A 24,473-nucleotide genomic window follows, 5' to 3' on the forward strand; every position below is an offset into this window, starting at 1 on the left:
CGATCGCGAGACGACCCGGGCACGAGGAGAACAATGGCCGAACAGGGCCAGCGCCAACGGCGCCAGAACGACCGACAGTCGAACGGCACAGCGACCGCCCGACGATCGACGCAGCAGCGTCGGGCACGCGGCGGCGACGACGCCGGCGTCATCCCGGTGCTCGCCCGTGCGGCACGCGAGGTCGAGACGGCGGTGCAGAAGGGCCCGCTCAAGCCGGCCAACCGCGCCCGGTTCCAGGTCGCAGCGCTGTTGCTGCGCGAGGAGCGCGCGCGAGTCAAGAAAGACCCGACGCTGACCGACTCGGAACGCGCCAACGAGCAGAAACGCCTCGACGGCCTCGCCGGCATCCTCGCCAAGACCGCAGCCCGCGACACCAGCCTGATCGCCATGCTCGCCGAGGACGCGCCCGTCACCGCGGCAGCAAAGGCGCTGCGCCGTGACCTGCTCCTCGCCGCGGGTGTGGAGCTCAGCCCAGACGAGCTCATCATCACGACAGAGCCGAAGCCCGTCGACAAGACCGTCGAGAAGCAGGTCGTGCCGCAGTCGGTGCGTCAGATGCAGATGTCGAACCCCTTCCTGGCCCCCGACTTCAGCGCACTGCAGCCGAAACCCGTGCAGGTCAACCGCCTCGGCAACTGGGAGCTCATCGAGCCCCTCTTCCGCGCGTTCGAGTACGGGGCGGGCGGCGGCTCGGCCAGCATGGAGCTGCCCGAGGCGCAGAGCCTCGTCACCCCGGGCGGAACCGAGCTCATGCGCCATCAGGCCCGCTTCGTCGAAGAGGTCAAGCGCGGCCACCGCACCTTCCTCCTCGCCGACGAGCCCGGTCTCGGAAAGACCGCGCAGGCCCTCCTTGCCGCATCCGTCTCGAACTCCTACCCGCTGCTCGTCGTCGTTCCCAACGTGGTCAAGACCAACTGGGCGCGCGAGGTCGAACTGTGGACCCCGGGGCGCACGGCGACCGTCGTGCACGGCGACGGCAAAGACGTCGACGCGTTCAGCGACGTCGTCATCGTCAACTACGAGGTGCTCGACCGGCACGTCGGCTGGCTCGGACGCTTCGGCTTCAAAGGCATGGTCGTCGACGAGGCGCACTTCATCAAGAATCTCAAGAGCGAGCGCAGCAAGAACGTGCTGACCCTCAGCCGCAGCATCCGCGCCGCTCAGCCCAGGGCGCTCATGATGGCGCTCACCGGCACGCCGCTCATCAACGACATCGACGACTTCCGCGCCATCTGGCAGTTCCTCGGCTGGATCGACGACAAGAAGCCGCTCTCCACGCTGATGGAGAAGCTCGAGGACACCGGGCTCACCCCCGCCGACTTCGGGTTCTTCTCCGAGGCGCGTCAGGCGGTCATCGACATGGGCATCGTGCGACGGAAGAAGGTGGATGTCGCGGCCGACATCCCCGCACGCCGGGTGGCAGACATCCCCGTCGAACTCGACGACGACCTCGGGCGCACCATCCGCGCCGCCGAGGCCGCGCTCACCGCTCGCCTCATGGCGACCTACCGCCGGGTGCGGGCGCTCAAGCCCGACGCCGACGTCGAGGACCTCATCCGCGTCGTCGCCCACGCCGAGCTCGAGGAGTCGAAGGGCGCGGGCACGGGAGACAACGTCTTCACCATGGTGCGCAAGATCGGTCAGGCCAAGGCCGGGCTCGCCGCCGACTACACCGCGCAGCTCGCCCGCAACGTGGGCAAGGTCGTGTTCTTCGCCAAGCACATCGACGTGATGGACGCCGCGGAGGCGCACTTCGCGAAGGTGGGGCTCACGAGCGTCTCGATCCGTGGCGACCAGTCGCCGAAGGCCCGTCAGGCCGCCATCGACGCTTTCGCCACCGACCCGGAGGTCTCGGTCGTCGTCGCATCGCTCACCGCGGCGGGCGTCGGGCTGAACCTGCAGGCCGCCTCGAACGTCGTCCTGGCCGAGCTCAGCTGGACCAGTGCCGAGCAGACGCAGGCAATCGACCGCGTGCACCGCATCGGGCAGGCGCTGCCCGTGACCGCCTGGCGCATCATCGCGGCCCACACGATCGATGCTCGCATCGCCGAGCTCATCGACTCCAAGGCCGGGCTCGCCGCCCGCGCGCTCGACGGATCCGACGAGGAGATCACCGCGGAGTCGAACATCCAGCTGCAGGCACTGATGAGCCTGCTGCGCGACGCCCTCGACGACTAGGTTCCGGTAGGCCGCCGACGCGCGTCGGCGGCCGCAGCCGCCCCTCGCCCCGGGGTACAGCGCCGCGGCTGGTTACAGCACCGCGGCCGGTTACAGCGCCGCGGCGAAACCCATCAGGTCGATCGGCGTGAGAACGACCGCGGCCGCGCCGGCGGCGTTGAGCAGGAGGAACACCACGGCGGGCGCCCACCCGCGTCCGGCCTGCTGGCGAGTGCGCACCGCGCGTGCCACGAGGTAGGCGAGCGGGGTCAGCAGCGTCCACGCGGGAGACGCCGTCGTCTGGTGGTCGCGCTGCACGAGCTGGCGGCGATCGCTGATGGCCAGGGCGAGGGACGCCATCGCGAACACGAACACGAGCCCGCCGAGGATGAACGGCGAGTAGAACCCGGGGGCGAGGATCGACAGCGCGACAACGACGCCCAACAGGATGGACGGCATCAGAGTCAGCATCCACACCGACCCGGTGTTGACGTGGGTCGGCGGCTCCACGGTGCCCGTCGTGATGCGCGGCGTCATGCCGAACGGCCGGTACTCGATGTCGTCGGGAATGGTGGCCGGCGGCGTGGCGGCGCCCGTGCGCATGACCGGCACGAAGGCAGAGGCGGCGGCCGAGTCGGTGACGACGGGCTCTTGACGGGGGATGACCGAGGTGGCGGCGGTGACCGGCGCGGCGGGCGCGCGGACCGGTGCGGCCACAGGGTTCGCCTGCGCTGCCTGCGCTGCCTGCGCCGCATGCGGGGTCGAGGTCGGGGAGACCACGGCCGCGGCCTGGGCCGCCTCTTCGGTCACGGCGCGCGCCGCGGGAGTGAAGGTGTGGGTCTGGGCGAAGGCGCTCGCGGGAGTGGCGGCCTTCACGGGAGCGAGCGTCTGCGCGACGGCGCGCGGCGGGGCCCCGGTGAGCGATGCCGCGGTGGAGATCGCCGGCGACTTGGTCAACTCCGCGGCCTCCTTCGTGACGTTCTCCGTCGGCGCCTGTGTGGCGACGGTGCGGAACTGCTCGATCGAGAACGACGCCTGGGGCTTCTGGGTGGCCGACACGGCCGGGCCCATGGCGTAGCTGGGAGCGCCGTCGCCGGAGCCCCCCGAGTCGTGCTCCCGCGGCTCGGTGAGCTGCTTCTGCAGTTCGAGCACGGCCGCTGCGTCGCGGAGCTGACGGCGGGTGGGGAAGGAGTCGTTCGCGGATGCCTCGGCCTTGATCGCGTGGCGAACGGTGGGGGCATTCGGCGAGGGGACCCTGCGAACGCTCGGGCCGGGCATGCTGGCGTACGCGGGTGCGGCCGGGCTCGCCGCGGGCGCGGGTGGCGACTCGAGAGCGTGCGTCCAGGACGAGCCGTCCCACCAGCGGCGCTGCGGAAGGCCGCGCGGGTCGGGATACCACCCCGCAGGGATGGTGGGGTGCGTGAATTCGGTCATATCGGGTGACTACACTTTCAGGTTTCGGGTTACTCGAAAGGCGTTCATCACACTAGCCCGTCCGGATCGCAAAAGCCTAGGGATACTTTTGTTTACGTTCGGTTCGTGGGCACGAGCCCACACCACGCCCTGTTAGTTCTCCATGCCCCAGACGCCCCAGTCGAGTACCTGCCACTCGATCCAGCCGTTTGCGCGTTCGAGGCTGACGGAGATCTCGGAGCTCTTGCCGCTCGAGCTCACGGCGTCGCAGACGGTCTGCTCGCCGAACAGAACGGGGGGAGTGGCGGGGCACGAGACGTTCATCTCGGCGCCGCTGATGAGCAGCGCGTCACCCTCGACCGACGCCTCCAGCTGGGAGGTGAACACTCCGGGGAGGATGGCGATCAGCAGGCCGGGGATGGCCACGACGGAGGCCAGGTGCAGTGCGCCCAGTCCGAACCAGACGAGCACCGGTCCGATTCCGTGGCCGGACTCCCTGATGACGGCGCGAGCGCGTGCGAGCAGGTAGACGGGCGCGGTGAGGAACGCCCATGCCCAGTGGGCCGGCCGCTCGATTCCCTGGTTGCCAAGCATGCGGTAGTCGGCGTAGGCGAGCGCGATCACCAGAAGGTAGGGAACGGTGAGGATGCCGAGGAACACGGCCACGTTGCTTCCCATGCCCAGCGCGGTGAGCAGCAGCAGGCTGAGCACGAGCTGGAACAGGGGGATCATCGCGATGATCCACGCGGGAGCGGTGCTCACGAGCGGGTCGCCGCGGCGGGCGCTCGCGGTCGTGGTGCCGCGGTCGGTCGATCGGCGCGACGGGGTTGAGTTCTCGGTCCTGGCCCCGAAGAGGGCGTCGAGGGACTCCTCCGAGACGGGGCCGGCCGCGGCGGGAGCCGGGTCGAAGAGCGAATCGAACGACGGACGAGCCTGATCCGCGGACGGCTGGGCCTGCGTCGGCTGCGCGTAGGACTGGGTGCTGGGCTGCTGAGCGGCGTTCGGCTGGCCGCCGAACTCCGACGGCTGCTCGTAGAAGGCCTGGTAGCCGGCGTCTGGTTCGCTGGGTGCCGCGGTGTCGTCGATCTTCGTGAAGGCGCGGGGAGGCTCGAGCTCACGCAGGGTTGCCGCGGTGGGCTGAGCAGGTCGTGTGGGTGCGCGCTCGTCCCGCTGGCGTTCCCGCTCGCGCTCCTCGCGACGTGTGGGGAGCTCGTCGTCGGCCCATGCGAACTTCGTGTCCTGCATGACCATCGGCTGGCGAGCGGCAGAGGTCTGCTCGGTCCAGGCGTGATTGTTCCACCAGCGAAGTTGTGGCAGCCCCAGAGGGTCTGGATACCATCCCGCTGGCGCCCCGAACAGATCGTCTTGTGCCACGTTGTTGTTCCCCTTTTCGAAAGCCTGATCTTCCGACTTGTTCCCGAGTATAGGGAACCGACAAACCCAAGTGCATCATTTCTCACCTTGTCGAGGCACCCCCAATGCCGGGGGTGCTGACGCCGCGAAACGGGGTACAGATCGGCGTGGTCACTTTGCGCGTCGACAGTTTCCTTTAAGTACACCTCCCGTTCACCGCTACAATCATCGACAGTGGACATGCAGTTAATGGTTGTGCTGGTCATCGTGCTGGCTCTCTTCTTCGACTTCACCAACGGCTTCCACGACACCGCGAACGCGATGGCGACGCCCATCGCCACGGGCGCTCTGAAGCCCAAGGCGGCGGTGGCCATCGCGGCGGTGCTCAACCTCGTCGGAGCGTTCCTGTCGACCGAGGTCGCCCGCACCATCTCCGGTGGCCTCATCAAGGAGGGCGAGAGCGGAATCCAGATCACGCCGGTCATGATCTTCGCCGGGCTCATCGGCGCCACGCTCTGGAACATGACCACGTGGCTGCTGGGGCTCCCGTCCAGCTCGAGTCACGCCCTCTTCGGCGGTCTCATCGGCGCGGCGATCGTGGGCGCCGGTTTCGGCGCGGTCGACTTCTCGGTGCTTATGTCGAAGGTCGTGCTGCCCGCCCTGCTGGCTCCGCTCACCGCGGGACTCGTGGCCTTTCTGGCCACCAAGATCGTGTACGGCATCACCAAGAAGAGACAGCGCAACGGGTTCAAGCACGGCCAGATCTTCACCTCGTCGCTCGTCTCGCTCGCTCACGGCACCAATGACGCGCAGAAGACGATGGGCGTCATCACCCTCACCCTGATCGCCGGGGGGTTCCAGGCCGCCGGCTCCGGACCGGAGTTCTGGGTCATCGCGGTGTGCGCGCTCGCCATCGCGATCGGCACCTACACGGGCGGCTGGCGGATCATCCGCACAATGGGCAAGGGTCTGACCGAGATCGAGCCCGGCCAGGGCTTCTCGGCCGAGGCATCCACCGCCGCCACCATCCTGGCCTCCTCGAACCTCGGGTTCGCCCTGTCGACGACCCAGGTGTCGAGCGGTTCGGTGATCGGAACCGGCATCGGCCGCAAGGGAGCCTCGGTGCGGTGGAGTACCGCCGGGCGCATCGGGGTCGGCTGGCTCATCACCATCCCCGCGGCGGGGCTCGTCGGAGCCCTCGCCGCGGTCGTGGCCCTCAGCGGTGCGCTGGGCGTCGTGATCGACACGGTCGTCGCCGTCGGTGTGATCGTCGGGATCTTCCTCTCCTCCCGGCGCAATCGAGTCGACTCCCGCAACATCCACGACGAGCCGACGGTGTTGATCCGGCCCAAGCGCGGCCGCAATCAGCGCAAGGCAGACGAGAGGCGCAGGGCGGACGAGCAGCAGGTGGCAGCACACACCTCAGACTCCCCGTCGAACCAGAGCGTCACGTCGAACCAGAGCGTCACATCGAACCAGAGCGTCACGACGAACGAGAGCGACCGCGCATGATCGACTGGCCCGCTTTCTTCGTCGTGCTCGTCTCGACCCTCGTCTCCGCCTGCCTCGTCGTCACCTTCTACTCCGTGGGTCTGCGGCTCCTCGACACGGGGCACGGCTGGCGTCGCCCGGCCGGAATCGCCTGCTTCACGATCTGCGCGCTCGTCGTTCTCTACGGCGTCTACCTCGTTATTCCCTACTTTCACCAGTAACATCAGCCCTCTGCACGATCTGCAGAATCGCAACCGAACAGTCAAAGGAGATTGATCGATGCCCACACCCAGGAGCACCGTTCTCGCCGACACGGATCACACCACGATCCCCGACGAAACCAGCCCGACGCACGCCGTCGGCGAGACCCGCCCCACCGGCGAGACCCGCACGGAGTCCGACTCTCTCGGGTCGCTCGAGATCCCCGCCGATGCCTACTGGGGCATCCACACGGCCAGGGCGCTCGAGAACTTCCCGATCACCCGTCGTGCCATCACGAACTACCCCGACCTGATCCGGGCGCTCGCCCGCGTGAAGCAGGCGGCCGCACGCGCGAACGCGCAGATCGGCGTGTTGTCGCAGGAGAAGGCCGACATCATCGACCGTGTCTGCGAGGAGATCATCAGCGGCGCCCTCCACCGCGAGTTCTGTGTCGGCGTCATCCAGGGCGGTGCGGGCACGAGCACCAACATGAACACCAACGAGGTGATCGCCAACCGCGGACTCGAGCTCATGGGGTACAAGAAGGGGGACTACTCCCACCTGCACCCGATCGACGACGTGAACCGCAGCCAGAGCACCAACGACGTCTACCCGACGGCGATCAAGCTCGCCATGGTGTTCGGCATCCACCGCCTGCTGGCCGAGCACCGGCTGCTCACGATGGCCTTCAACCGCAAGGGGATCGAGTTCAACGACATCCTCAAGGTCGGGCGCACGCAGCTGCAGGACGCCGTGCCGATGACCCTCGGTCAGGAGTTCCGCGGGTTCGCCCACACCCTCGACGAGGACTACGACCGGTTGAGCGAGACGATCAAGTGGCTCAACGAGATCAACATGGGCGCGACCGCGATCGGCACCGGAATCACCGCCGACCCGCGCTACGCCGACGCGGTGCGCGAGCAACTGATCAGCGTGACCGGCATCCCGATGGAGACCGCCCCCGACCTGATCGAGGCCACGAGCGACGCGGGCATCTTCATGACGGTGAGCGGCACCCTCAAGCGCGCCGCCGTGAAGCTCTCCAAGATCTGCAACGACCTGCGGCTGCTCAGCTCCGGACCGCAGGCCGGCATCGGCGAGATCAACCTGCCGCCGCGCCAGGCCGGCTCGTCGATCATGCCCGGAAAGGTCAACCCGGTCATTCCCGAGGTCGTCAACCAGGTCGCCTTCAGCGTCATCGGGGCGGATGCCACGGTGACGGCCGCTGCGGAGGCTGGGCAGTTGCAGCTCAACGCCTTCGAGCCCGTGATCGCGCACTCGATCCTGCAGTCGCTGTCGTGGATGACGAAGGCCTGCTACACGCTTCGCGTCAACTGCGTCGACGGCATAACGCCCAACATCGCCAAGCTCGCCCAGCAGGTCGAGTCGTCGGTGGGAGTGGTGACCGCGCTCACGCCCTTCATCGGCTACACGGCGTCGGCGAACCTCGCGCACACCGCCCTCACGACGAACGCCTCGATCGCGGAGCTCGTGGTCGCCGCCGGACTGATGTCGAAGGACGACGTCGCCCGGGTGCTGTCGCCCGAGCGACTCAGCGGGATGATCCCGACCACGTCGGCGATCACCACCATCGACACCGAGGCCGGAGCCGCCGCCGACTCGCGACCGACCGAGTCACGACCGACCGAGTCGAGCCCGATGGCGCCCCCGACCCCGTAACGGCGGAGGGTCGGCGAACGCGCGCGGCTACTTCGAGGGCAGGTCGTCCTCGTCGTCCTCGACGTCGAGGGCGCGGTCGCGCGCCTCGCTCACGCTGAGGGTCACGCGCTCGACCGCGTCTTCGCCGCGCTCGCGCAGGTCGGACGCGGTCTTCACGACCTGGTCCTTCACGTCGTCCGCCGCATCCGTCACCCGGCCCGCAACCGACTTCGCGGTTGCCGTGGTCTTGTCGGCCACGTCTTTCGCGGTCGTGCTGGTCTTGTCTGCGACGTCTCTGGCGAGCGTGCTGGTCTTGTCGGCGACGTCTTTCGCGAGCGTGCTGGTCTTGTCTGCGACGTCTTTCGCGGCGCCGGCGATGGCGCCCGGGGCGGCCTTCGCGGCGGCCCCTGCCCGGTCGCGGATGATCGGAGCCTGGGTGCGCGCGTACGACTCGACGTCGGAGCGCACCTTCGTCACGCGCGGGTCACGCCAGTAGCGCTCGGTCGCGGCCCGCAGCTTGTCGTACTTCTCCCTGCCGGCCCTCGCGCCGACGACGTATCCGATTGCGAGCCCGGTCAGGAAGAGGAGTTTGCGCTTCATGCTTCCACCCTAGCCACCGGCACCCACATCGGCGACCGACGATTCCGCCGCCGCCTGTGCGTCGGCGCCGAGCGTCCCGGACGGATCCTCGACCACGATCTGTGTCACGTCCTTGTCGGGTCGCCAGCCTCGCCAGCTGGGCTGACGCAGCCGCCCCGTCGGCGTCCACTCGGCGAACTCGACCTCGCCGACGAGCCGCGGGCTGACCCACACCGCGTCACGGGCGTCGGCGGCGGGCACGTCGGTGACGGCGCTCGTCTTGCGCGCCATCTTCTTCAACCGAGGGAGCATCTCGTCGAGGGTCTTCTCGTCGAAGCCCGTGCCGACCCGCCCGACATAGCGGATGCCGTCGCCCTCGGGAACGCCCATGAGCAGCGAGCCCACCCGGCGCGCCCGCGAGCCGTGCCCGGGCCGCCAGCCCACCACGACGACTTCCTGCGCGAGGTGGTGCTTGAGTTTGATCCACGTGCGCGATCGGATCCCCGGCGAGTACAGCCCGTCGCGCTTCTTCGCCATGACCCCTTCCAGCCCGAGAGCGCTGCTGCTCGCGAGGGCCGCGCCCAGGTCGCCGTCGAACGCCGGCGGAACCTGGACGAGGTCGCTCGCGCCGACGACCGACCGCAGCGCCTCCCGCCGTCGCGTGTACTCAGCGCCGGTGAGCGACTCGCCGTGGGCCTCGAGCACGTCGAAGACCATGAAGTGCACCGGGATGTCGCGCATCGCAGCGTCGACGTCGTCTTTCTTGCGCAGGTGCATGCGGCCCTGCAACCTGCCGAAACTCGGTCGACCGGTGCGGTCGAGGGCGACGATCTCGCCGTCGAGCACCGCGTCGCCGTCGACCACGTCGGCGAGTTCGACCAGCTCGGGATAGCTGACCGTGATGTCGACGCCGTTGCGGCTGAACAGGCGCACCTTCCCGCCCCTCACCTCCGCTACCGCGCGGATGCCGTCCCATTTCATCTCGAAGGCCCAGTCGCCCTCGTCGTCGATGTCGGCCTCCGCCCCGAGGGTGGCGAGCATGGGCGATGGCGGACGGGAGGCGTCGCGCCGGGCGCGGTCGGCCCCGACCCTGGTGCGCTCCTTCCCGCTCGGTGCGGCCTGAGCCGAGGCATCCGCCGCTCCGGTGCCGTCGCCCGGCTGCTCCTTCATCAGGTGGATCAGCCAGTTGTTCTCCTGGTTCTTGCTGTCGCCGCCGTGCGCCGTGCTGATCAGCGCGTAGCGGTGGGTGCCGTGCTTCTCGCCGTGCAGGACGACGATGACCTCCTTGCCGTCGCGCCACTTCTCGAGGTCGTAGGTCCCGGCGTCCCAGATGGTCACCTCGCCCGCGCCGTACTCCCCGGCGGGGATGCGCCCTTCGAAGCTGCCGTACTCGAGCGGGTGGTCCTCGGTCTGCACCGCGAGGTGGTTGACGCCGCTCTCGGTCGGCACCCCCTTCGGCAACGCCCAGCTCACGAGCACGCCGTCGTGCTCGAGCCGGAAGTCGTAGTGCAGCCGGCGGGCGTGGTGCTCCTGGATCACGAAGCTCGTGCCGTCCGAGGTGGGCGCGGCGGCCGCGGGCACGGGCTCGGGCGTCTTCGAGTCGTCGCGCATGCTGCGGTACTTCTCCAACCGGTCGAAGCCGGCCATGCGCTCGGGCGTCGGCTCGAGGGAGGCGAGGTGGCCGGCGGTGAGCCCGGCAAGGGGGTCGCCGCGGCGGCGTACCCGGGCGAGCACCTCGGTGTAGTCGAGCTGGGCGAGGTTCTTTCCGGCGAGCTCGCGCCAGGTGCGCGGTGCCGCGACGGTTGGGTGCGCGCGTCCGCGCAGCGAGTACGGGGCGATCGTCGTCTTGTTGCCGTTGTTCTGGCTCCAGTCGACGAGCACCTTGCCCGGGCGCAGCGTCTTCTTCATGTCGCTGACCACCAGGTCGGGGTGGTCGGCCTCGAGGGCGCGGGCCAGCTCGTGGGCGACAGCTGCCACCTCGTCGCTCGTCTGCTTGCCGTCGAGCGCCGCATACAGGTGGATGCCCTTGCTGCCGCTCGTGACCGGCAGCGGGTCGAGCCCCATGCCGGTGAGGATGTCGCGGGCGAGCCGGGCCACCTCGGCGCACTCCGCGAGACCCGTGCCCTCGCCGGGATCGAGGTCGAGCACGAGCCGGTCGGGGTTCTTCTGCGTTCCGGTGCGGCCGAACTGCCACTGCGGAACGTGGATCTCGAGCGCCGCGATCTGGGCCAGCCAGGTGAGGGTGGCGAGGTCGTTCACGAGCGGGTACTCGTTGGTGTGGTTCTTGTGTTCGATCGTGCGCCGTTTGACCCACGACGGCGTGGACTCGTCGAGGTTCTTCTGGAAGAACATCTGGCCGGGCTCGTCTGCAGTGCCGACCCCGTGCACCCAGCGCTTGCGGGTCGCCGGCCGGTTCGCGGTGTGCGGGATGAGCACGTCGGCGATGCGGGCGTAGTAGTCGAGCACGTCGCGCTTGGTCGTGCCGGTCTCGGGATAGAGCACCTTGTCGAGGTTGGTGAGACGGATGCGGTGGCCGTCGACGGAGACGACGTGTTCTTCTGTCATATCCCCATGCTGCGCGGATGCCGCATCCGCTGCCACCCGTTGCCCCGAGCCGCACACCTGTGTGTACTTGGGTTATGAGAGCTATCTGGAAGGGTGCGATAACGTTCGGACTCGTCAACGTGCCCGTGAAGGTCTACAGCGCCACCGAGGACCACGACATCTCGCTGCACCAGGTGCACGACAAGGACGGCGGGCGCATCCGCTACCAGCGTCGGTGCGAGATCTGCGGCAAGATCATCGACTTCGAGCACATCGACAAGGCCTACGACGACGGCGAGCGCACCGTCGTGCTCACCAAGGACGACCTGGCGTCGCTGCCCGAGGAGCGCAGCCGGGAGATCGACGTCGTCGAGTTCGTGCCGAGCGAGCAGATCGACCCGATCATGTTCGACCGCAGCTACTTCCTCGAACCCGACTCGAAGTCGAACAAGGCCTACGCGCTGCTGCGACGCACGCTGGAGGAGACGGACCGTACCGCGATCGTGCACTTCGCGCTGCGCCAGAAGACCAGGCTCGGCGCCCTCCGCGTTCGCGGCGACGTGCTCATGCTGCAGTCGTTGCTGTGGGACGACGAGGTGCGCGAGGCGAGCTTCCCCGCCCTCGACGAGCGGGTGCGCCTGTCGGCCAAGGAGCTCGAGATGTCGCACGCCCTCGTGGCCTCGTTCGAGTCGGACTTCGCGCCGGGCAAGTTCAGCGACGACTACCAGGACGAGCTGCGCCAGCTCATCGAGGCGAAACTGAAGAAGGGCGACGCGGTGAGCACCGAGGAGACCTTCGGCGAGCAGCCGGAGAAGGAGGCCGAGGTGCTCGACCTCATGGAGGCGCTGCGCCGCAGCGTGGACTCGAGCCGGGCCAAGAAGGCGCCGGCGAAGAAGGCGCCCGCGAAGAAGAAATCGGCGAAGGCGGCGGGGTAGCCGCCCCCTTCCGGCACCGGTTCAGCTGTTGGGGGCTCAGCTGTTTCGCAGCGCCTCGATCAGCTTCGCCTTGGTGAGCCGGGAGTAGCCGGTGAGGCCGATCTCCTTCGCCCGGCCGCGGAGGTCCGGCACCGTCCAGCCGTCGTAGTCGCCCGACCGGCCGCCCTTCCTGCCGACCTCCGATCGGCCGCGCGCCGCCGCCGCGTTGCTGATGCGGGCCGCCTTCTGCTTGCTGTTTCCCTCCTCGACGAGCTTCTCGTAGAGCTCGGGATCCTTCAGGCTGGGGTTCTCTCTATTCGGCATGCGGCGATTGTGCCACCGCGACCGCGGCGTCGCGAATCGCCTTGCCATCTCGCACGTCGTCTGCTCGCTGCCTCGCGAGTGTGAGGTTGCGAGTGGTGTCGCGCAACGGCAGCTGGATGGTGTCCTCTGCGGCCACGCCGGATGTCAGCTGTCGCAGCCGCACCACCTCGGCGTCGAACTCCGCACCGAGCACGAGCACGAGATTGGTGATGTACAGCCACAGCAGCAGCACTATCCCGCCGCCCAGCCAGCCGTAGATGCGGTCGTACTGCCCGATCGTGGCCACGTAGAGCGCGAAACCCGCCGTTGCGAACGACCAGGTGACGATGGCGAAGACGGCGCCCCAGGAGACCCAGCGCATGCGCAGATGGCGCACGTTCGGGGTGAAGTAGTAGAGCACGCCGGCGACGACTACGGCGAGGACCGCCAGCACCGGCCACTTTCCGATGTTCCACGCCGTGATCCACGGCTCGGCGAGACCCACGTTCTCGGCGATGGCGGCCGTGACCCTCGGCGTCGTCACCAGGATCAGCAGGATGGCTCCGAACGCGACCAGGAGGAGCATGGTGACGAGCAGCATGAGGCCGCGGAACTTCCAGATCTGGCGCCCCTCCATGACCTCGTAGGTGGAGTTGATGGCCCGCCCGAACGCCGTGGCGTAGGCGGAGAGCGTCCAGAGCAGAAGCACGAACCCCACCGCGAAGGCGATGCCGGGATTCTCGATGCTCAGGAACTCCCGCAGCGGCGCCTCCAGCGTCGTCATCGTCGACTCGGTGGCGAACTCGTCGACGATCGAGAGGATGCTCTCGACCGCGCGGTCGCGGTCGCGCACGATCGCGAACGCGGAGACCACGACGAGGGCGCCGGGAAACAGGGCGAGGGTCGCGAAGAAGGTGAGGGCCGCTGCCGAGTCGATGCCGCGGTGGCGCACGAAGCCGTGCCAGGCGCGCCGCAGCGCATAGCGCCACGACGCGCGGCCGATCCCGCGGCTGGTCTGCGTCGTGTTCACGACCGCGGCGACCTGCCGCGCTTGGGGTGCACGAGAGCGGGCAGGCCCACCCAGAAGAAGACGATCACGAGCAGGGTGAGGCCGCCGGCCACGAAACCCGCGACGGGGCCGACGACGACGTCGAAAATGAGCATGACGGTGCCCGTGAGCACGAGCGCCACCCCCACGAGCGTCGCCTTGAGGATGCGGTCGGTGAGGATCACGATCTTCTCCTTCGCACCCTCCCGGAACAGGGCGCGGTGGAGGCTCACCGGGGCGAGCGCGAGGGCGGTCGTGAGTGCGGCGAGCACGACGAGCACGAGGTACACATCGATCTGCAGCTGGCTCAGATCGGCGAACCGCGGCTGGAAGGCGAGGGTGAGGAGGAAGCCGGTGAGGATCTGCGTGCCCGTCTGGGTCACGCGCAGCTCCTGCAGTATCTCGGACCAGTTGCGCTCGAGGCGCTCGGTCTCGGTCTCGACGCGCTCGGGCGTGCCGGGTTCGGCTCGAGTGCGGACAGGGTCGGGTGTGTCGCCGCTCATCCGTTGATCGTACTGCTTTGCTCAGCCCGCCCCGCCGCCGACGGCGACGCTTGCGCGTGCGCGCCACAGGTGCATGGTCACGTAGCTGCGCCACGGCGCCCAGCGCACGCCGTGCAGGGCGATCCAGCGGCGCGTCGACGGGAGTCCGTGCAGGGCCGCGCTCTGCAGCACGACGAGGTCGCTGTCGAGCAGCACGTCGGGGTTGCCGAGGATGCGCATGGCGAGGTACCCGGCCGTCCACGGGCCGACACCCGGAAGCTCGACGAGGCGTGCCGTGAACTCGTCGACGGGCGTGCCGACGTCGAGGCTGAGCGTGCCGTCTGCTACCGCCTCGGCGACGCCGAGGATCGAGCGCACGCGGGGGAGCGGACCGCGGATGACCCCGACGCTGCCCGCGATCCGCTCGGCGGTCGGAAACAGTCCCATCCCGTCGTCGCCCTGCCCGAGCTCATCAGACGGCCCCGCCTCGCCGAGCTCGCGAGTGATGCGGCCGAGCACCGTGCGCGCTGCGGGCACGGAGATCTGCTGGCCGACGAGGGTGCGGAAGAGGGTCTCCTCGGCGTCGAGGCTTCCCGGCAGTCGGAGCCCGGGAAGGGCCGCGACGAGGGGTGCGAGTGTCGTGTCGCCCGCGAGGGCGGCGTCGATGGCGACCGAGTCGGCGTCGAGGTCGAGCAGCTTGCGCACCCGGTTGACCAGGGTCGAGACATCCGCGACGCTGTCGAGCCGCGCTTCGCATCGAACCCAGTCCGCGACGTCGAGCGACAGCCGTACCGTGGCGACGCCGTGCGGTAGCCGCACCCTGCGTGTGAACGAGTGCGGCGTCGCCACCTCGAGGCCGGGCACCGCGTGGTCGGCGAAGAACCGCAGCAGTCCGACGCCGTCGAACGGCGGCCGGGCCGGCAGCCGCAGACTGACCGTGACGCCCTCCCCGGCGGCGGCACCCGCCCCCTTCTCGGCGTGGGTCGGCGCCGCGCGGCGCCGCGAACGCAGCGCGCTGGGTGTGGCCTCGTACACGGCCGAGATGGTGTCGTTGAACTGCCGGATGCTCGAGAATCCGGCGGCGAATGCCACGTCGGCGATGGCGAGGTCTGTCGACACGAGGAGTGTGCGGGCCGTCTGCGCCCGGTGGGCGCGGGCGAGCGCGAGGGGGCCTGCGCCGAGCTCGGCGACGAGCACCCGGGTGAGGTGGCGTGTGGTGTAGCCGAGGCGCGCGGCGAGCCCGGCGACGCCCTCCCGCTCGACGACACCGTCGGTGATGAGGCGCATCGCCCGCGACGCGAGGTCGTCGTGCGTGTTCCAGTCGGGGGAGCCCGGCACGGCATCGGGCAGGCATCGCTTGCAGGCGCGGAGCCCCGCCTCGTGCGCCGCCGCCGCCGTGCGGTAGAACGACACGTTGCGGGCGAGCGGCGTCATCGCCGGGCAGCTGGGGCGGCAGTAGATGCCGGTGGAGTGCACACCGGTGATGAACTGGCCGTCGAATCGTGCGTCGCGCGACGACATGGCCCGGTACCGTTCGGCGAAGAGTGCTTCCATGCCTCCAGCGTCGCACCATCGAGCCGAAGACACTAGCGGGATTCGGACACGGCCTCCCGGCGGTCGGACCGTCGTTCTCAGGCCCGCCCGCCGCGGCCCGGCCTAGGCTGTAGAGGTGAACACCGTCGTGACCCTTCTGCAGTCCCAGCTCGGGAGCATCGTCTCCACCGACCAGGACGAGCTCGAGGCGTGCCGGCTCGACCGCTCCGGTCACCGCTCGGAGTCGGCGCCGATCGCCCTCGTTCACGCCGCGACCATCGCAGACGTGCAGGCGACGATGCGTATCGCCACCGAGACCGGCACGCCCGTCGTCATCCGCGGTGCGGGCACGGGGCTCGCCGGCGCCGCGATCGCGAGCCACGGCGAGATCGTGCTCTCGACCCTCGGCATGACGCGGATCCTCGAGATCTCGGAGGACGACGAGATCGCCGTCGTCGAGCCCGGCCTTATCAACGCCGACCTCAACGCGGCGCTCGTGGCGAAGGGACTCTGGTTCGCCCCCGACCCCGCGAGCCGCGCCATCTCGACCGTCGGCGGCAACATCGCCACCAACGCCGGCGGGTTGCTCTGCGCCAAATACGGCGTCACTCGGGAGTCGGTGCTGGGGCTCAGGATCGTGCTCGCCGACGGCCGGCTGATGTCGCTCGGCCATCGCACCGTCAAGGGCGTCACGGGGCTCGACCTCGTCGGGCTCATGATCGGCTCGGAGGGCACCCTCGGCGTCATCGTCGAGGCGACCGTGAAGCTGCGACGCCTGCCGCAGGGTGTGCCGTCGACGATCGGCGCGTACTTCCCGACGGTGGAGGCCGCGGCCCGCGCATCCTCCGTCATCAGCGCGTCGGGGCTGCGCCCCGCGATCATGGAGCTGCTCGACCCCCTCGCCATGAGCTTCATCGCCGAACACCTCGGGATCGAGGTGCGGGCCGAGTCGTTCCTGCTCGTGCAGACCGACGGCGAGGGTGCCGCCGCCGAGGCCACTGGCGCCCTCGCGATCATCCGCTCTCTCGGCGGAGACGCGACGCTGACCACCGACGTGGCCGAGGGCAACCGCCTCATGGCTTTGCGCCGCTCGTTCCACCCCGCCATGGAGGCGCGCGGCACCGTGCTCATCGAGGACGTCTGCGTTCCCCGGTCGACGCTGCCCGCGATGTTCCACGCCATCGGCGAGATCAGCGCCCGCTACGGCGTGACTATCGCGACCGTGGCGCACGCCGGCGACGGCAACCTGCACCCGAACTTCGTCTACGAGGGAAGCGCTGACGACGGATTCGCCGTGCCAGAGCACGTCTGGACCGCGGCGCACGAGATGTTCGTCACCGCGCTGCGCCTCGGCGGCACGCTGACCGGCGAGCACGGCGTGGGCATTCTCAAGAAGCGCTGGCTGCGCGACGAGCTGGGCGACGACCAGGTCGACCTGCAGCGCGACATCAAGCGCGTCTTCGACCCGAGCGGCATCCTCAATCCGGGAAAGCTCTTCTCCGTCGCCGACGAGAGCCGACCGGCGGATGCCGCGGCCCACGGTGCTCTGACGGAGTAGCGGTGCTCACCCGACAACGGCGACGCTTGTAGAAGGAATATCCAAACGGGGTACAGCGTTTTGTAGGTATGACCCTAGTGAGCCCAACTCCCGTGAACCCCGCTCGCAACAGCGACGCTCGCACCACCCGCGTGAGCCAAGTCGCCACAAGCACGCACGTCTCCACCCCGCACGTCACCACACCGCGCGTCTCCACACCGCGTGTCTCCACCGCCCGTCCCCGCACGCGTGACGGTCTCGCGCGCCCCAAGACAGGCGAGGTGCGGGTGCGCATCGGCGCCCTCGGCCTCAGCTCGCTCGGAATCCAGGCCGCCGGCCTCGTCTCGGCCGTCGGTCCCGACGCCGGCGGCTTCGCCGCGGGCGACCGCGTCTCGTACCGCACCACGCTCTCCGAGGCGGCGCCCGTGCAGGGCACCGGCCGTCTCGCCGTCCCGCCGGCATCCGTCAACACGACCGTGGTTCCGGAACGCGAGCTCATCGGCTTCCCGAAGGACGTCTCGCTCGAGGCCGCCGCGGCGTACCTGCCGCTCGGACTGATGGCCCGCACGATCGTGAAGCAGCTGCACAGCGTGGGCCGCGGCAACCGCGTGCTGGTGGCCGCCGACGAGACCGGTGCAGACGCCTTCGTGACCGCCTGGGTGCTCGACCTCGGCGCGACCGTGGTCGACGATGCGGCCTCGGCCGATGTCGTCGTCACCGCCGCCGACTACCTCGCCGCCCGCCGCTGGCGCTACGCCAACGGACAGGCGCAGATCGCCTCGGCAGACGTCTTCGCCGAGGTGCGCCGCGGCATCTTCGACGACATCGAGGTGACGAACTACCCGATCGCCGACGCGCAGAGGGCCCGCGACGACTTCGAACAGCGTGTGTCGCCCGCTCCGATCGTGCTGTTGCCGGAGGCCCGCGAGGCGGCATAGGTTCAGGCAGGCAGGCAGGCAGGCAGGCAGGCAGGCAGGCAGGCAGGCGTCGAGCCGCGCGGTTAGCCCGCCTCCGCCTGCCGACGACGTAGGCCGATGCTCGTGGCGATCGCCGCGCCGGACGCGGCCAGCCCGATCGCCGCGATGACCGGCGCCCAGATGTCGAGTGCGGGCTCGAGCCCCAGCGCGGTGGCCGACTGGCCGATCAGCACGGCGATGACACCCTGGGCCAGGTAGGCGACGAGATACACCGCCGACAGCGTCGACGCGCGGTGGTGCACGGGCGCGTGTCGGCTGATGAGCCCGAGTCCGCCGAGGAACAGCCAGCCGTACCCGGCCCCCGCCACGACCGACGCCGCGACGAACACCGGCAGCGACTCGAGCGCGGCCGACAGAACGAGCAGCCCGAGTCCTGCGGCGATGGAGAAGCCGCCCACGGCTATCGAGGTGCGCGGCGCCAGCGATCGCGCGAGGATGGCCACGACCCCGATGACGATCGCCGAGATGGAGAGGGCGACACCGGCCACGAGGGCGTTGTCTGTCTTGATCAGGTCCTGGGCGATCTGCGAGCCGAGCGAGAGCAGCAGGGCTCCCATGGCGTAGCCGGCCGAGATGGCGAGGGCGGAGACCGCGAAGACGACGCGGAGACCCCGCGGAACCGCCACGCGCTGCGGGCGCCAGCGCGTCGCGGGGGCGTCGTCGCGCGGCGGGGCTCCGGTCAGTCCGCGCGGCATCCACCAGACCGCGACGAAGACCACTGCCGCGATGCCGAACAGCACCCAGTAGCTCAGGTGCAACGGGAACGGCGCGTATTCGACGAGGCCGCCTCCCACGATCGTCGCGAGGGCGAGCCCCAAGGCCGTCGCCGCGGTGTTCACCGAGCTGGCCCGGCCCGGGCTGCCCGTGTTGTACTCGACCATCGCGGCGCTCGCCGCGCCCATGGCGAAGCCGACGCCCGCGCCCTGGAGCACTCGGCCCAGCATCAGCCAGACCACGTTCGGCGCGACGGCGAACAGCAGCACGCCGGCGCCGATGAGCGCGACGCCGATGAGCAGGGTCGCGCGACGCCCGATGTAGTCGGAGAGGCTGCCGAAGACGACGAGCGTGACGACGAGGCTGATCGGGTAGACCGCGAACACGATCGTCACGAGCGAGGCGGTGAGTCCCCAGTCGCTCGTGTAGACGGGGTAGACGATCGAGGGGGAGCCGCTGGCCCAGAGGGCGAGGGCGGCGACGGATGCGGCGGCGAAGAAGCTGCCCCTGTCGCCGAGGTGTGCGTGGCCTAACCGGGTGCTGAGCATTGCGCCGACGATACACCTCTAAGTTGGATTAACCAACTCAGCCCGGTATAGTCGTCGGATGAGTACAGCACAGAGCCCGCGTTGTTCCGTCGCCCGCAGCCTCGAGGTGCTGGGGGAGAAGTGGACGCTCCTCGTCGTACGCGAGGCGTTCTGGGGCGCCACCCGGTTCTCGGAGTTCAAGTCGACGCTCTCCGTGGCATCCGACATCCTCACCAACCGGCTGGCGACCCTCGTCGACGCTGGGGTCCTCGAGCGGCGCGCCTATCGGGAAGACGGTGCGCGGGAGCGCTCCAGCTACCACCTGACCGAGAGCGGGCTCGCCCTGCGTCCGGTGCTCGCCGCCCTCACGCAGTGGGGCGACGCGTTCCGTCCCAGCGGGTTCGGACCGGCGGCGGTATACCGCGAGCGGGAGTCCGCCGCCCCCGTGCGCATCGCGTTCGTCAGCGACGACGGCCGGGTGATCGAGCCACTCGACGTCGAGGTGGTCCGCGGCGGTGCCGCGCTCGAGGGTGCGCCGTTGGAGAGTGCACTGCGCGACGGTGCGCTCGCAAACGCCAGTGAATAGTGTGTAGTTCATGACCTTTCTGCCCATCACGACCTACGAGAACCTGGCCCCCGCCGCCCGCGCCGCGATCGACCACCAGCTCGAGACGCACGGCGGCCGGCTCACCACGACGAAGGCGACACTGCTGGGGCACCTGCCGAGTTTCGACGCGTACATGCAGTGGTACACGCTCAAGGACGAGCTCGTGCCCTTCATCGGCGAGCGCGCCGTCACCCTGTTCGCCTTCGCGATCTCCCGCGCCGCGGGCAGCGCCGTGAGCGTGGCCTTCTTCACCGAGATCCTGGTCGCGGCGGGGGAGGACCTCGACGATCCCGACGACATTCCGGTGACCGAGGCCGAGGCCCTGCTCATGCGGTGGGGCACTCTCATCGCCACCGCGCCGCACGAGGTCGACGACGAGCTGATCGCGAGCCTCGAAGAGGCGTTCAGCGAGAAGCTGCGGCTGATCCTCGTGGCGTTCGCGGGATTCACCGTCGCGACCAACGTCTTCAACTCGGTCGGGCGCGTCCCGCTCGCCTGACGCGCTGTCGGGCGCACGCTCACGCGGCGCGCTGGCCGGTAAGGTCGCACCATGACACAAGGTCGCACTATGACACCGGGCGCATCGACACCGATCGCATCGCTATGACCCTCAGCGACTCGGACCTCCACGGCGCGGCCACCCAGAAGCCCTACGCGGCGCCCCTGCAGGCGCCGCTCGACGTGCGCCAGGCCGCCGACGTCGTCACCGGTCCGGCGATCACGAGACCGGTGCGTCGCAGCGGCGGGCTGACCGCCGTCGGCATCGTCGGCATCTCGGTGCTCTCCCTCGTCGCCCTCGGCATCCTCGCCTACCTCGTCGCCGGACTGGGCCCCGTCGCCTTCGCGATCGGCGGCATCATGGCCCTCGTGCCGCTCGCCATCGTCTTCCTCGGCGTGCACTGGATCGACCGCTGGGAACCGGAGCCCCGCGGCATCCTCGTCTTCGCCTTCCTCTGGGGTGCCGCGGCGTCAGTCGCCGTCGCCCTCATAGTGGGCGCCCAGCTCGAGGGGGTGCTCGCCGCGCTCACGGGCGGAACCGGCCTGGGTGAGTTCCTCGACTCAGTGGTGCAGGCACCCGTCGTCGAGGAGGGTGCGAAGGGACTAGGCCTGCTCCTCATCTTCTGGTTCGCCCGCAAGCACTTCGACGGCCCCATCGACGGGCTCGTCTACGCCGCATGGGTCGCAGGCGGATTCGCCTTCACCGAGAACATCCTCTACTTCGGCGTGCAGCTGCTCACCGTCGGCGGGGTCGACGGCAGCGTCGCCGAGATCTTCCTCGCCCGCGGAATCATGTCGCCGTTCGCCCACGTGATGTTCACCGCCTGCACCGGGATCGCGCTCGGCTTCGCGGCCCGGCGGGCGAGCGCGCTCGGTGCAGCCGGGGTTTTCCTCGTTGGCCTGGTGCCCGCGATCCTGCTGCACGCCTTCTGGAACGGCTCGCTCTACTTCGTCAGCGACTTCTACGGCTACTACGCGATCGTGCAGTTCCCGCTGTTCGCCATGGCGGTGGTGCTCGTGCTGTTCCTGCGTCGTCAGGAGGCGAGCCTCACCCACGACCGGCTGAGCGAGTATGCGGCGGTCGGCTGGTTCAACCGCGACGAGATCAACGCTCTCGCCACCGGCGCCGGACGCCGCAGGGCTCAGGCGTGGGCGAATCGGAGAGGGGTCGGCAAGGTCATGCGCCGGTACACCCACGACGCCACCCGGCTCGCGTTCACCCGGCAGCGGCTCGTGACCGGTCGGGCGAGCATAGGGGCCGAGGCGGATGAAGCGGCTCTCCTCACCGCGATCGTGGCGAGCCGCGCGACGCTGAGTGCCGCCGCCCGGGGGACCGAGACGCCCCGTTAGACGCTCCGGCCGCGCGACGCTGAGTGCCGCCGCCCGGGGGACCGAGACGCCCCGTTAACAGACTCATCGCCCAGCGGCGCGGCGTTGCCTGCGGCTCATTCTGGGCGACGAGTTGTTCTGGTAAATACCTTGCCCCCGTCGGCGCCCGAATGCAATAGCGAATTCTGCGGCGGGTCGCGCTCGCGGCACGGGGCGCACTGCACGGTGCACATCCCCGCCACCCAAACCACGTAGGCTGGATACCCTGATTTCGAGGGGTGTAGACGTGGCTTCAGCCGATCTGACAAGCGAGCGCGAGTACGTGGCGACCCTCTACGCGAGGCTCGACGAGCTGCGCGACGAGGCGAAGGACCAGCTCGAGGCGGTGCGACGCACGAACCAGGGCGGCACCCACCAGAACCGCTCGGAACGCGACGCGTTCGCCCGAATCTACGAAGACCGGGTGAGCCAGCTCACCGAGATCGACGAGCGTCTCGCCTTCGGGCGCCTCGACCTGGTGCCCGTCGGCGACGACCCCACCGTGCACCGCTACATCGGCCGCATCGGTCTGCGTGACGAGAATCTGCAGCCCATCCTGCTCGACTGGCGGGTGCCGCAGGCACGCGCGTTCTACCAGGCGACCGCGGCCACGCCGCTCGGCGCCAGGGCCCGTCGCCACATCACGAGCAAGGGCCGCGAGGTGGTGCGCATCGACGACGAGATCTTCGACGCCAGCCTGCTCGAGGGCGACACGAGCTCGCTGCAGGGCGAGGCGGCGCTGCTGGCCACCCTCACGGCGCAGCGCACAGGACGCATGGGCGACATCGTCGCCACGATCCAGGCCGAGCAGGACCGGATCATCCGCTCCGACCTGCGCGGCGTGCTCGTGGTGCAGGGCGGCCCGGGAACCGGAAAGACCGCGGTGGCGCTGCACCGGGCCGCGTACCTGCTCTACTCGCACAGGGACCGGCTCGCGACATCCGGAGTCCTCATCGTCGGACCGAGCCGCTCGTTCCTGCAGTACATCGAGGCCGTCCTGCCGTCGCTCGGCGAGACGGGCGTCGTGCTCTCGAGCGTCGGGCAGCTGTATCCGGGCCTGGACACGGCCAACGAGGACACGCAGGATGTCTCGGTGCTCAAGGGCTCGGTCGAGATGGCAGCGCTGCTGGCGCGAGCGGTCAAGTCGCGTCAGGTCGTTCCGCGCCAGCCGCAGACGCTCGAGGTCAACGGCGAGTACCTCACGGTCGAGCCGCAGCTGATCCAGAACGCCATGCACCGGGCGTGGGAGTCGCGCAAGCCGCACAACGAGGCGCGGGCGATCTTCAACAAGGCGGCGATCAACGCGCTCGCGAAGCAGCTCGCCGCCCAGCTGCGCGACCACGGAAACACCATCGAGGACTCCGACCAGAACTGGCTCAAGGAAGACATCCGCACCGCCGAAGACGTGAAGGTCGCGCTGAACACGGCGTGGATCCCGCTGACCCCGCAGAAGTTGCTGCAAGACCTCTACGCGCGGCCGCAATGGCTCGCGACGCTCACGCCCGACTGGAGCGCCGAGCGCCGCGCGCTGCTGCGCCGCGACCGCGAGGCCGACTTCACTGTGAGCGACGTGCCCCTGCTCGACGAGGCCGCCGAGCTGCTCGGCGCCGTGAGCGGCGGCGGCGACGCCGAGAAGCGCGAGCGCAAGCAACAGCGCAAGCGCGACATCGAGAACGCAGAGCAGTCGATCCGCAACATGGGCGTCGAAGGACTCGTCGACGCCGAGTCGCTCGCCGACGGCTTCGAGGCGGCCGTCGAGCGCGGCTCGACCGCCGACCTCGCCGCCGCCGACCGCAGCTGGGCCTACGGGCACATCGTGGTCGACGAGGCGCAGGAGCTGTCGCCCATGCAGTGGCGGCTGCTCATGCGCCGCAACCCGCAGAAGTCGTTCACCATCGTGGGCGACGTCGCGCAGGCGAGCGCCGCGGCGTCCGCCTCCAGCTGGGCCGACGCTCTGCAACCCGTCGTGGGCGACAACTGGCGCCTCGAGGAGCTCACCGTCAACTACCGCACGCCGGCTCAGATCGCCGAGTCCGCGGAGTCGATGGCGATCGCCCACGGGCTGACGATCACCCGGTCGCGCTCGGTGCGGGCGAGCGAGTGGCCCGTCGCCGTGGTCGAGGCGACCGATCTGCTCTCCGCGGTCGAGGAGGCTGTCGCGACCGACCGCGGGATCGACGCCCTCGGCACCATCGCCGTCATCGCGAGCGCGTCGATGGTCGACGATCTCAGCGAGCGGCTCGCCGCGCGCTTCGGCGACGACGTCGGACGCGGAGCAGCGGGCCTCAACCGTGCCGTGGCGGTGCTCACGCCGCAGGAGTCGAAGGGTCTCGAGTTCGACGCGGCGATCGTGGCCGAGCCTCAGCTCATCATCGACGAGATCGCCCGTGGCGCCGCAGCACTCTACGTGGCCATGACCCGGCCGACGCAGCGCCTCCACCTGGTCACCACGACCGCGCTCCCCGTCGGCATCCTCGACTAGCCCCGGTCGGCGCCCTCGACCGGTCGGGCCGTCCGGCGGCTAACCCTCATATCTGGGGGTGGTGGCGCCGGTTCGGGCACGCCACA

At 69.6% G+C, this 24,473-nt stretch carries 20 protein-coding genes and 1 pseudogene; 11 read left to right on the forward strand and 10 right to left on the reverse strand.

Annotated elements, in window-relative coordinates; translation table 11 throughout:
- Positions 1 to 33 precede the first annotated feature (33 nt).
- Positions 34 to 2,178: a DEAD/DEAH box helicase gene (locus tag ABIE21_RS01910; protein WP_354023095.1), complete on the forward strand. Its 2,145-nt coding sequence runs from the start codon at positions 34 to 36 to the stop codon at positions 2,176 to 2,178.
- Positions 2,179 to 2,268: 90 nt separating this feature from the next.
- On the opposite strand, the gene ABIE21_RS01915 is transcribed toward ABIE21_RS01910, so the two are convergent.
- From ABIE21_RS01915 to ABIE21_RS01925, 3 genes and pseudogenes are all read right to left on the reverse strand, one after another.
- The gene (locus tag ABIE21_RS01915; RefSeq protein WP_354023096.1) at positions 2,269 to 3,591 is read right to left on the reverse strand and encodes a DUF2510 domain-containing protein; all 1,323 of its coding nucleotides are present in this window, start codon (positions 3,589 to 3,591) and stop codon (positions 2,269 to 2,271) included.
- A gap of 132 nt (positions 3,592 to 3,723) precedes the next feature.
- Positions 3,724 to 4,815 (reverse strand): hypothetical protein, encoded by a 1,092-nt coding sequence (locus ABIE21_RS01920; protein WP_354024425.1) that lies wholly within the window; start codon positions 4,813 to 4,815, stop codon positions 3,724 to 3,726.
- Between the two features lie 18 nt (positions 4,816 to 4,833).
- Positions 4,834 to 4,944: pseudogene (locus ABIE21_RS01925) on the reverse strand (DUF2510 domain-containing protein); the annotation flags it as partial.
- Positions 4,945 to 5,157: 213 nt separating this feature from the next.
- Between ABIE21_RS01925 and ABIE21_RS01930 the strand changes: the two are divergent.
- From ABIE21_RS01930 to ABIE21_RS01940, 3 genes are read left to right on the forward strand one after another with little or no spacing between them, the layout of a single operon-like run.
- Positions 5,158 to 6,435: an inorganic phosphate transporter gene (locus tag ABIE21_RS01930; RefSeq protein WP_354023097.1), complete on the forward strand. Its 1,278-nt coding sequence runs from the start codon at positions 5,158 to 5,160 to the stop codon at positions 6,433 to 6,435.
- Entirely contained in the window at positions 6,432 to 6,635 is a 204-nt protein-coding gene (locus ABIE21_RS01935; RefSeq protein WP_354023098.1) for a hypothetical protein, read from the forward strand. The genes ABIE21_RS01930 and ABIE21_RS01935 overlap by 4 nt, the downstream gene beginning before the upstream one ends.
- Positions 6,636 to 6,693: 58 nt before the next feature.
- A complete protein-coding gene (locus tag ABIE21_RS01940; protein ID WP_354023099.1) occupies positions 6,694 to 8,295 on the forward strand; it encodes an aspartate ammonia-lyase in 1,602 nt (533 codons plus the stop codon).
- Positions 8,296 to 8,322: 27 nt separating this feature from the next.
- Here the strand turns inward: ABIE21_RS01940 and ABIE21_RS01945 are convergent, their stop codons facing one another.
- Together ABIE21_RS01945 and ABIE21_RS01950 are read right to left on the reverse strand one after the other, a co-directional pair.
- Positions 8,323 to 8,874, reverse strand: coding sequence for a protoporphyrinogen oxidase (locus tag ABIE21_RS01945; RefSeq protein ID WP_354023100.1), 552 nt, complete (start codon positions 8,872 to 8,874; stop codon positions 8,323 to 8,325).
- A 9-nt stretch (positions 8,875 to 8,883) separates the two neighbouring features.
- Entirely contained in the window at positions 8,884 to 11,418 is a 2,535-nt protein-coding gene (locus tag ABIE21_RS01950; protein WP_354023101.1) for an ATP-dependent DNA ligase, read from the reverse strand.
- A 74-nt stretch (positions 11,419 to 11,492) separates the two neighbouring features.
- Between ABIE21_RS01950 and ABIE21_RS01955 the strand changes: the two genes are divergently transcribed.
- Positions 11,493 to 12,332, forward strand: coding sequence for a Ku protein (locus ABIE21_RS01955; RefSeq protein WP_354023102.1), 840 nt, complete (start codon positions 11,493 to 11,495; stop codon positions 12,330 to 12,332).
- A 36-nt stretch (positions 12,333 to 12,368) separates the two neighbouring features.
- On the opposite strand, the gene ABIE21_RS01960 is transcribed toward ABIE21_RS01955, so the two are convergent.
- Genes ABIE21_RS01960 through ABIE21_RS01975 form a run of 4 tightly spaced genes read right to left on the reverse strand, consistent with a single transcriptional unit; the run spans position 12,369 to position 15,698 of the window.
- Positions 12,369 to 12,635 carry a DUF7218 family protein gene (locus ABIE21_RS01960; protein ID WP_354023103.1) on the reverse strand — a complete coding sequence of 89 codons (267 nt, stop codon included), beginning with the start codon at positions 12,633 to 12,635 and terminating at the stop codon, positions 12,369 to 12,371.
- On the reverse strand, positions 12,625 to 13,644 hold the full coding sequence (locus ABIE21_RS01965) for a YihY/virulence factor BrkB family protein (protein WP_354023104.1): 1,020 nt from the start codon (positions 13,642 to 13,644) through the stop codon (positions 12,625 to 12,627). Before ABIE21_RS01965 ends, ABIE21_RS01960 begins: the two co-directional genes overlap by 11 nt.
- Positions 13,641 to 14,165 carry a DUF6328 family protein gene (locus tag ABIE21_RS01970; protein ID WP_354023105.1) on the reverse strand — a complete coding sequence of 175 codons (525 nt, stop codon included), beginning with the start codon at positions 14,163 to 14,165 and terminating at the stop codon, positions 13,641 to 13,643. Before ABIE21_RS01970 ends, ABIE21_RS01965 begins: the two co-directional genes overlap by 4 nt.
- Positions 14,166 to 14,186: 21 nt before the next feature.
- Entirely contained in the window at positions 14,187 to 15,698 is a 1,512-nt protein-coding gene (locus ABIE21_RS01975) for a DNA-3-methyladenine glycosylase 2 family protein (protein ID WP_354023106.1), read from the reverse strand.
- A 115-nt stretch (positions 15,699 to 15,813) separates the two neighbouring features.
- On the opposite strand from ABIE21_RS01975, the gene ABIE21_RS01980 reads away from it, so the two are divergent.
- Positions 15,814 to 17,235, forward strand: a complete 1,422-nt coding sequence (locus ABIE21_RS01980) for an FAD-binding oxidoreductase (RefSeq protein ID WP_354023107.1) — start codon at positions 15,814 to 15,816, stop codon at positions 17,233 to 17,235.
- Between the two features lie 77 nt (positions 17,236 to 17,312).
- The gene (locus tag ABIE21_RS01985) at positions 17,313 to 18,152 is read left to right on the forward strand and encodes a hypothetical protein (protein WP_354023108.1); all 840 of its coding nucleotides are present in this window, start codon (positions 17,313 to 17,315) and stop codon (positions 18,150 to 18,152) included.
- 62 nt (positions 18,153 to 18,214) lie between these two features.
- Here ABIE21_RS01985 and ABIE21_RS01990 read toward each other — a convergent pair whose 3' ends face one another.
- Positions 18,215 to 19,453: an MFS transporter gene (locus ABIE21_RS01990; protein WP_354023109.1), complete on the reverse strand. Its 1,239-nt coding sequence runs from the start codon at positions 19,451 to 19,453 to the stop codon at positions 18,215 to 18,217.
- Positions 19,454 to 19,511: 58 nt separating this feature from the next.
- Here ABIE21_RS01990 and ABIE21_RS01995 point away from each other — a divergent pair, with 58 nt between their 5' ends.
- The 4 genes from ABIE21_RS01995 to ABIE21_RS02010 all read left to right on the forward strand — a co-directional run bounded on the left by ABIE21_RS01995 (position 19,512) and on the right by ABIE21_RS02010 (position 24,387).
- Positions 19,512 to 20,018 (forward strand): winged helix-turn-helix transcriptional regulator, encoded by a 507-nt coding sequence (locus ABIE21_RS01995; protein ID WP_354023110.1) that lies wholly within the window; start codon positions 19,512 to 19,514, stop codon positions 20,016 to 20,018.
- 10 nt (positions 20,019 to 20,028) lie between these two features.
- The gene (locus tag ABIE21_RS02000) at positions 20,029 to 20,538 is read left to right on the forward strand and encodes a hypothetical protein (RefSeq protein WP_354023111.1); all 510 of its coding nucleotides are present in this window, start codon (positions 20,029 to 20,031) and stop codon (positions 20,536 to 20,538) included.
- Between the two features lie 104 nt (positions 20,539 to 20,642).
- Positions 20,643 to 21,887: a PrsW family intramembrane metalloprotease gene (locus tag ABIE21_RS02005; RefSeq protein WP_354023112.1), complete on the forward strand. Its 1,245-nt coding sequence runs from the start codon at positions 20,643 to 20,645 to the stop codon at positions 21,885 to 21,887.
- 265 nt (positions 21,888 to 22,152) lie between these two features.
- Entirely contained in the window at positions 22,153 to 24,387 is a 2,235-nt protein-coding gene (locus tag ABIE21_RS02010) for a UvrD-helicase domain-containing protein (protein WP_354023113.1), read from the forward strand.
- Positions 24,388 to 24,473: the final 86 nt, after the last annotated feature.

The sequence above is a fragment of the Conyzicola nivalis genome (assembly GCF_040548875.1).
Classification (GTDB): domain Bacteria; phylum Actinomycetota; class Actinomycetes; order Actinomycetales; family Microbacteriaceae; genus Conyzicola; species Conyzicola nivalis_A.

Bases quoted from the DNA above. Each gene is read 5' to 3' on its own strand.
- ABIE21_RS01910 (WP_354023095.1), top strand. From the start codon at position 34: ATGGCCGAACAGGGCCAGCGCCAACGGCGCCAGAACGACCGACAGTCG.
- ABIE21_RS01915 (WP_354023096.1), bottom strand. From the start codon at position 3,591: ATGACCGAATTCACGCACCCCACCATCCCTGCGGGGTGGTATCCCGAC.
- ABIE21_RS01920 (WP_354024425.1), bottom strand. From the start codon at position 4,815: ATGCAGGACACGAAGTTCGCATGGGCCGACGACGAGCTCCCCACACGT.
- ABIE21_RS01935 (WP_354023098.1), top strand. From the start codon at position 6,432: ATGATCGACTGGCCCGCTTTCTTCGTCGTGCTCGTCTCGACCCTCGTC.
- ABIE21_RS01940 (WP_354023099.1), top strand. From the start codon at position 6,694: ATGCCCACACCCAGGAGCACCGTTCTCGCCGACACGGATCACACCACG.
- ABIE21_RS01945 (WP_354023100.1), bottom strand. From the start codon at position 8,874: ATGAAGCGCAAACTCCTCTTCCTGACCGGGCTCGCAATCGGATACGTC.
- ABIE21_RS01950 (WP_354023101.1), bottom strand. From the start codon at position 11,418: ATGACAGAAGAACACGTCGTCTCCGTCGACGGCCACCGCATCCGTCTC.
- ABIE21_RS01955 (WP_354023102.1), top strand. From the start codon at position 11,493: ATGAGAGCTATCTGGAAGGGTGCGATAACGTTCGGACTCGTCAACGTG.
- ABIE21_RS01960 (WP_354023103.1), bottom strand. From the start codon at position 12,635: ATGCCGAATAGAGAGAACCCCAGCCTGAAGGATCCCGAGCTCTACGAG.
- ABIE21_RS01970 (WP_354023105.1), bottom strand. From the start codon at position 14,165: ATGAGCGGCGACACACCCGACCCTGTCCGCACTCGAGCCGAACCCGGC.
- ABIE21_RS01975 (WP_354023106.1), bottom strand. From the start codon at position 15,698: ATGGAAGCACTCTTCGCCGAACGGTACCGGGCCATGTCGTCGCGCGAC.
- ABIE21_RS01990 (WP_354023109.1), bottom strand. From the start codon at position 19,453: ATGCTCAGCACCCGGTTAGGCCACGCACACCTCGGCGACAGGGGCAGC.
- ABIE21_RS01995 (WP_354023110.1), top strand. From the start codon at position 19,512: ATGAGTACAGCACAGAGCCCGCGTTGTTCCGTCGCCCGCAGCCTCGAG.
- ABIE21_RS02000 (WP_354023111.1), top strand. From the start codon at position 20,029: ATGACCTTTCTGCCCATCACGACCTACGAGAACCTGGCCCCCGCCGCC.
- ABIE21_RS02005 (WP_354023112.1), top strand. From the start codon at position 20,643: ATGACCCTCAGCGACTCGGACCTCCACGGCGCGGCCACCCAGAAGCCC.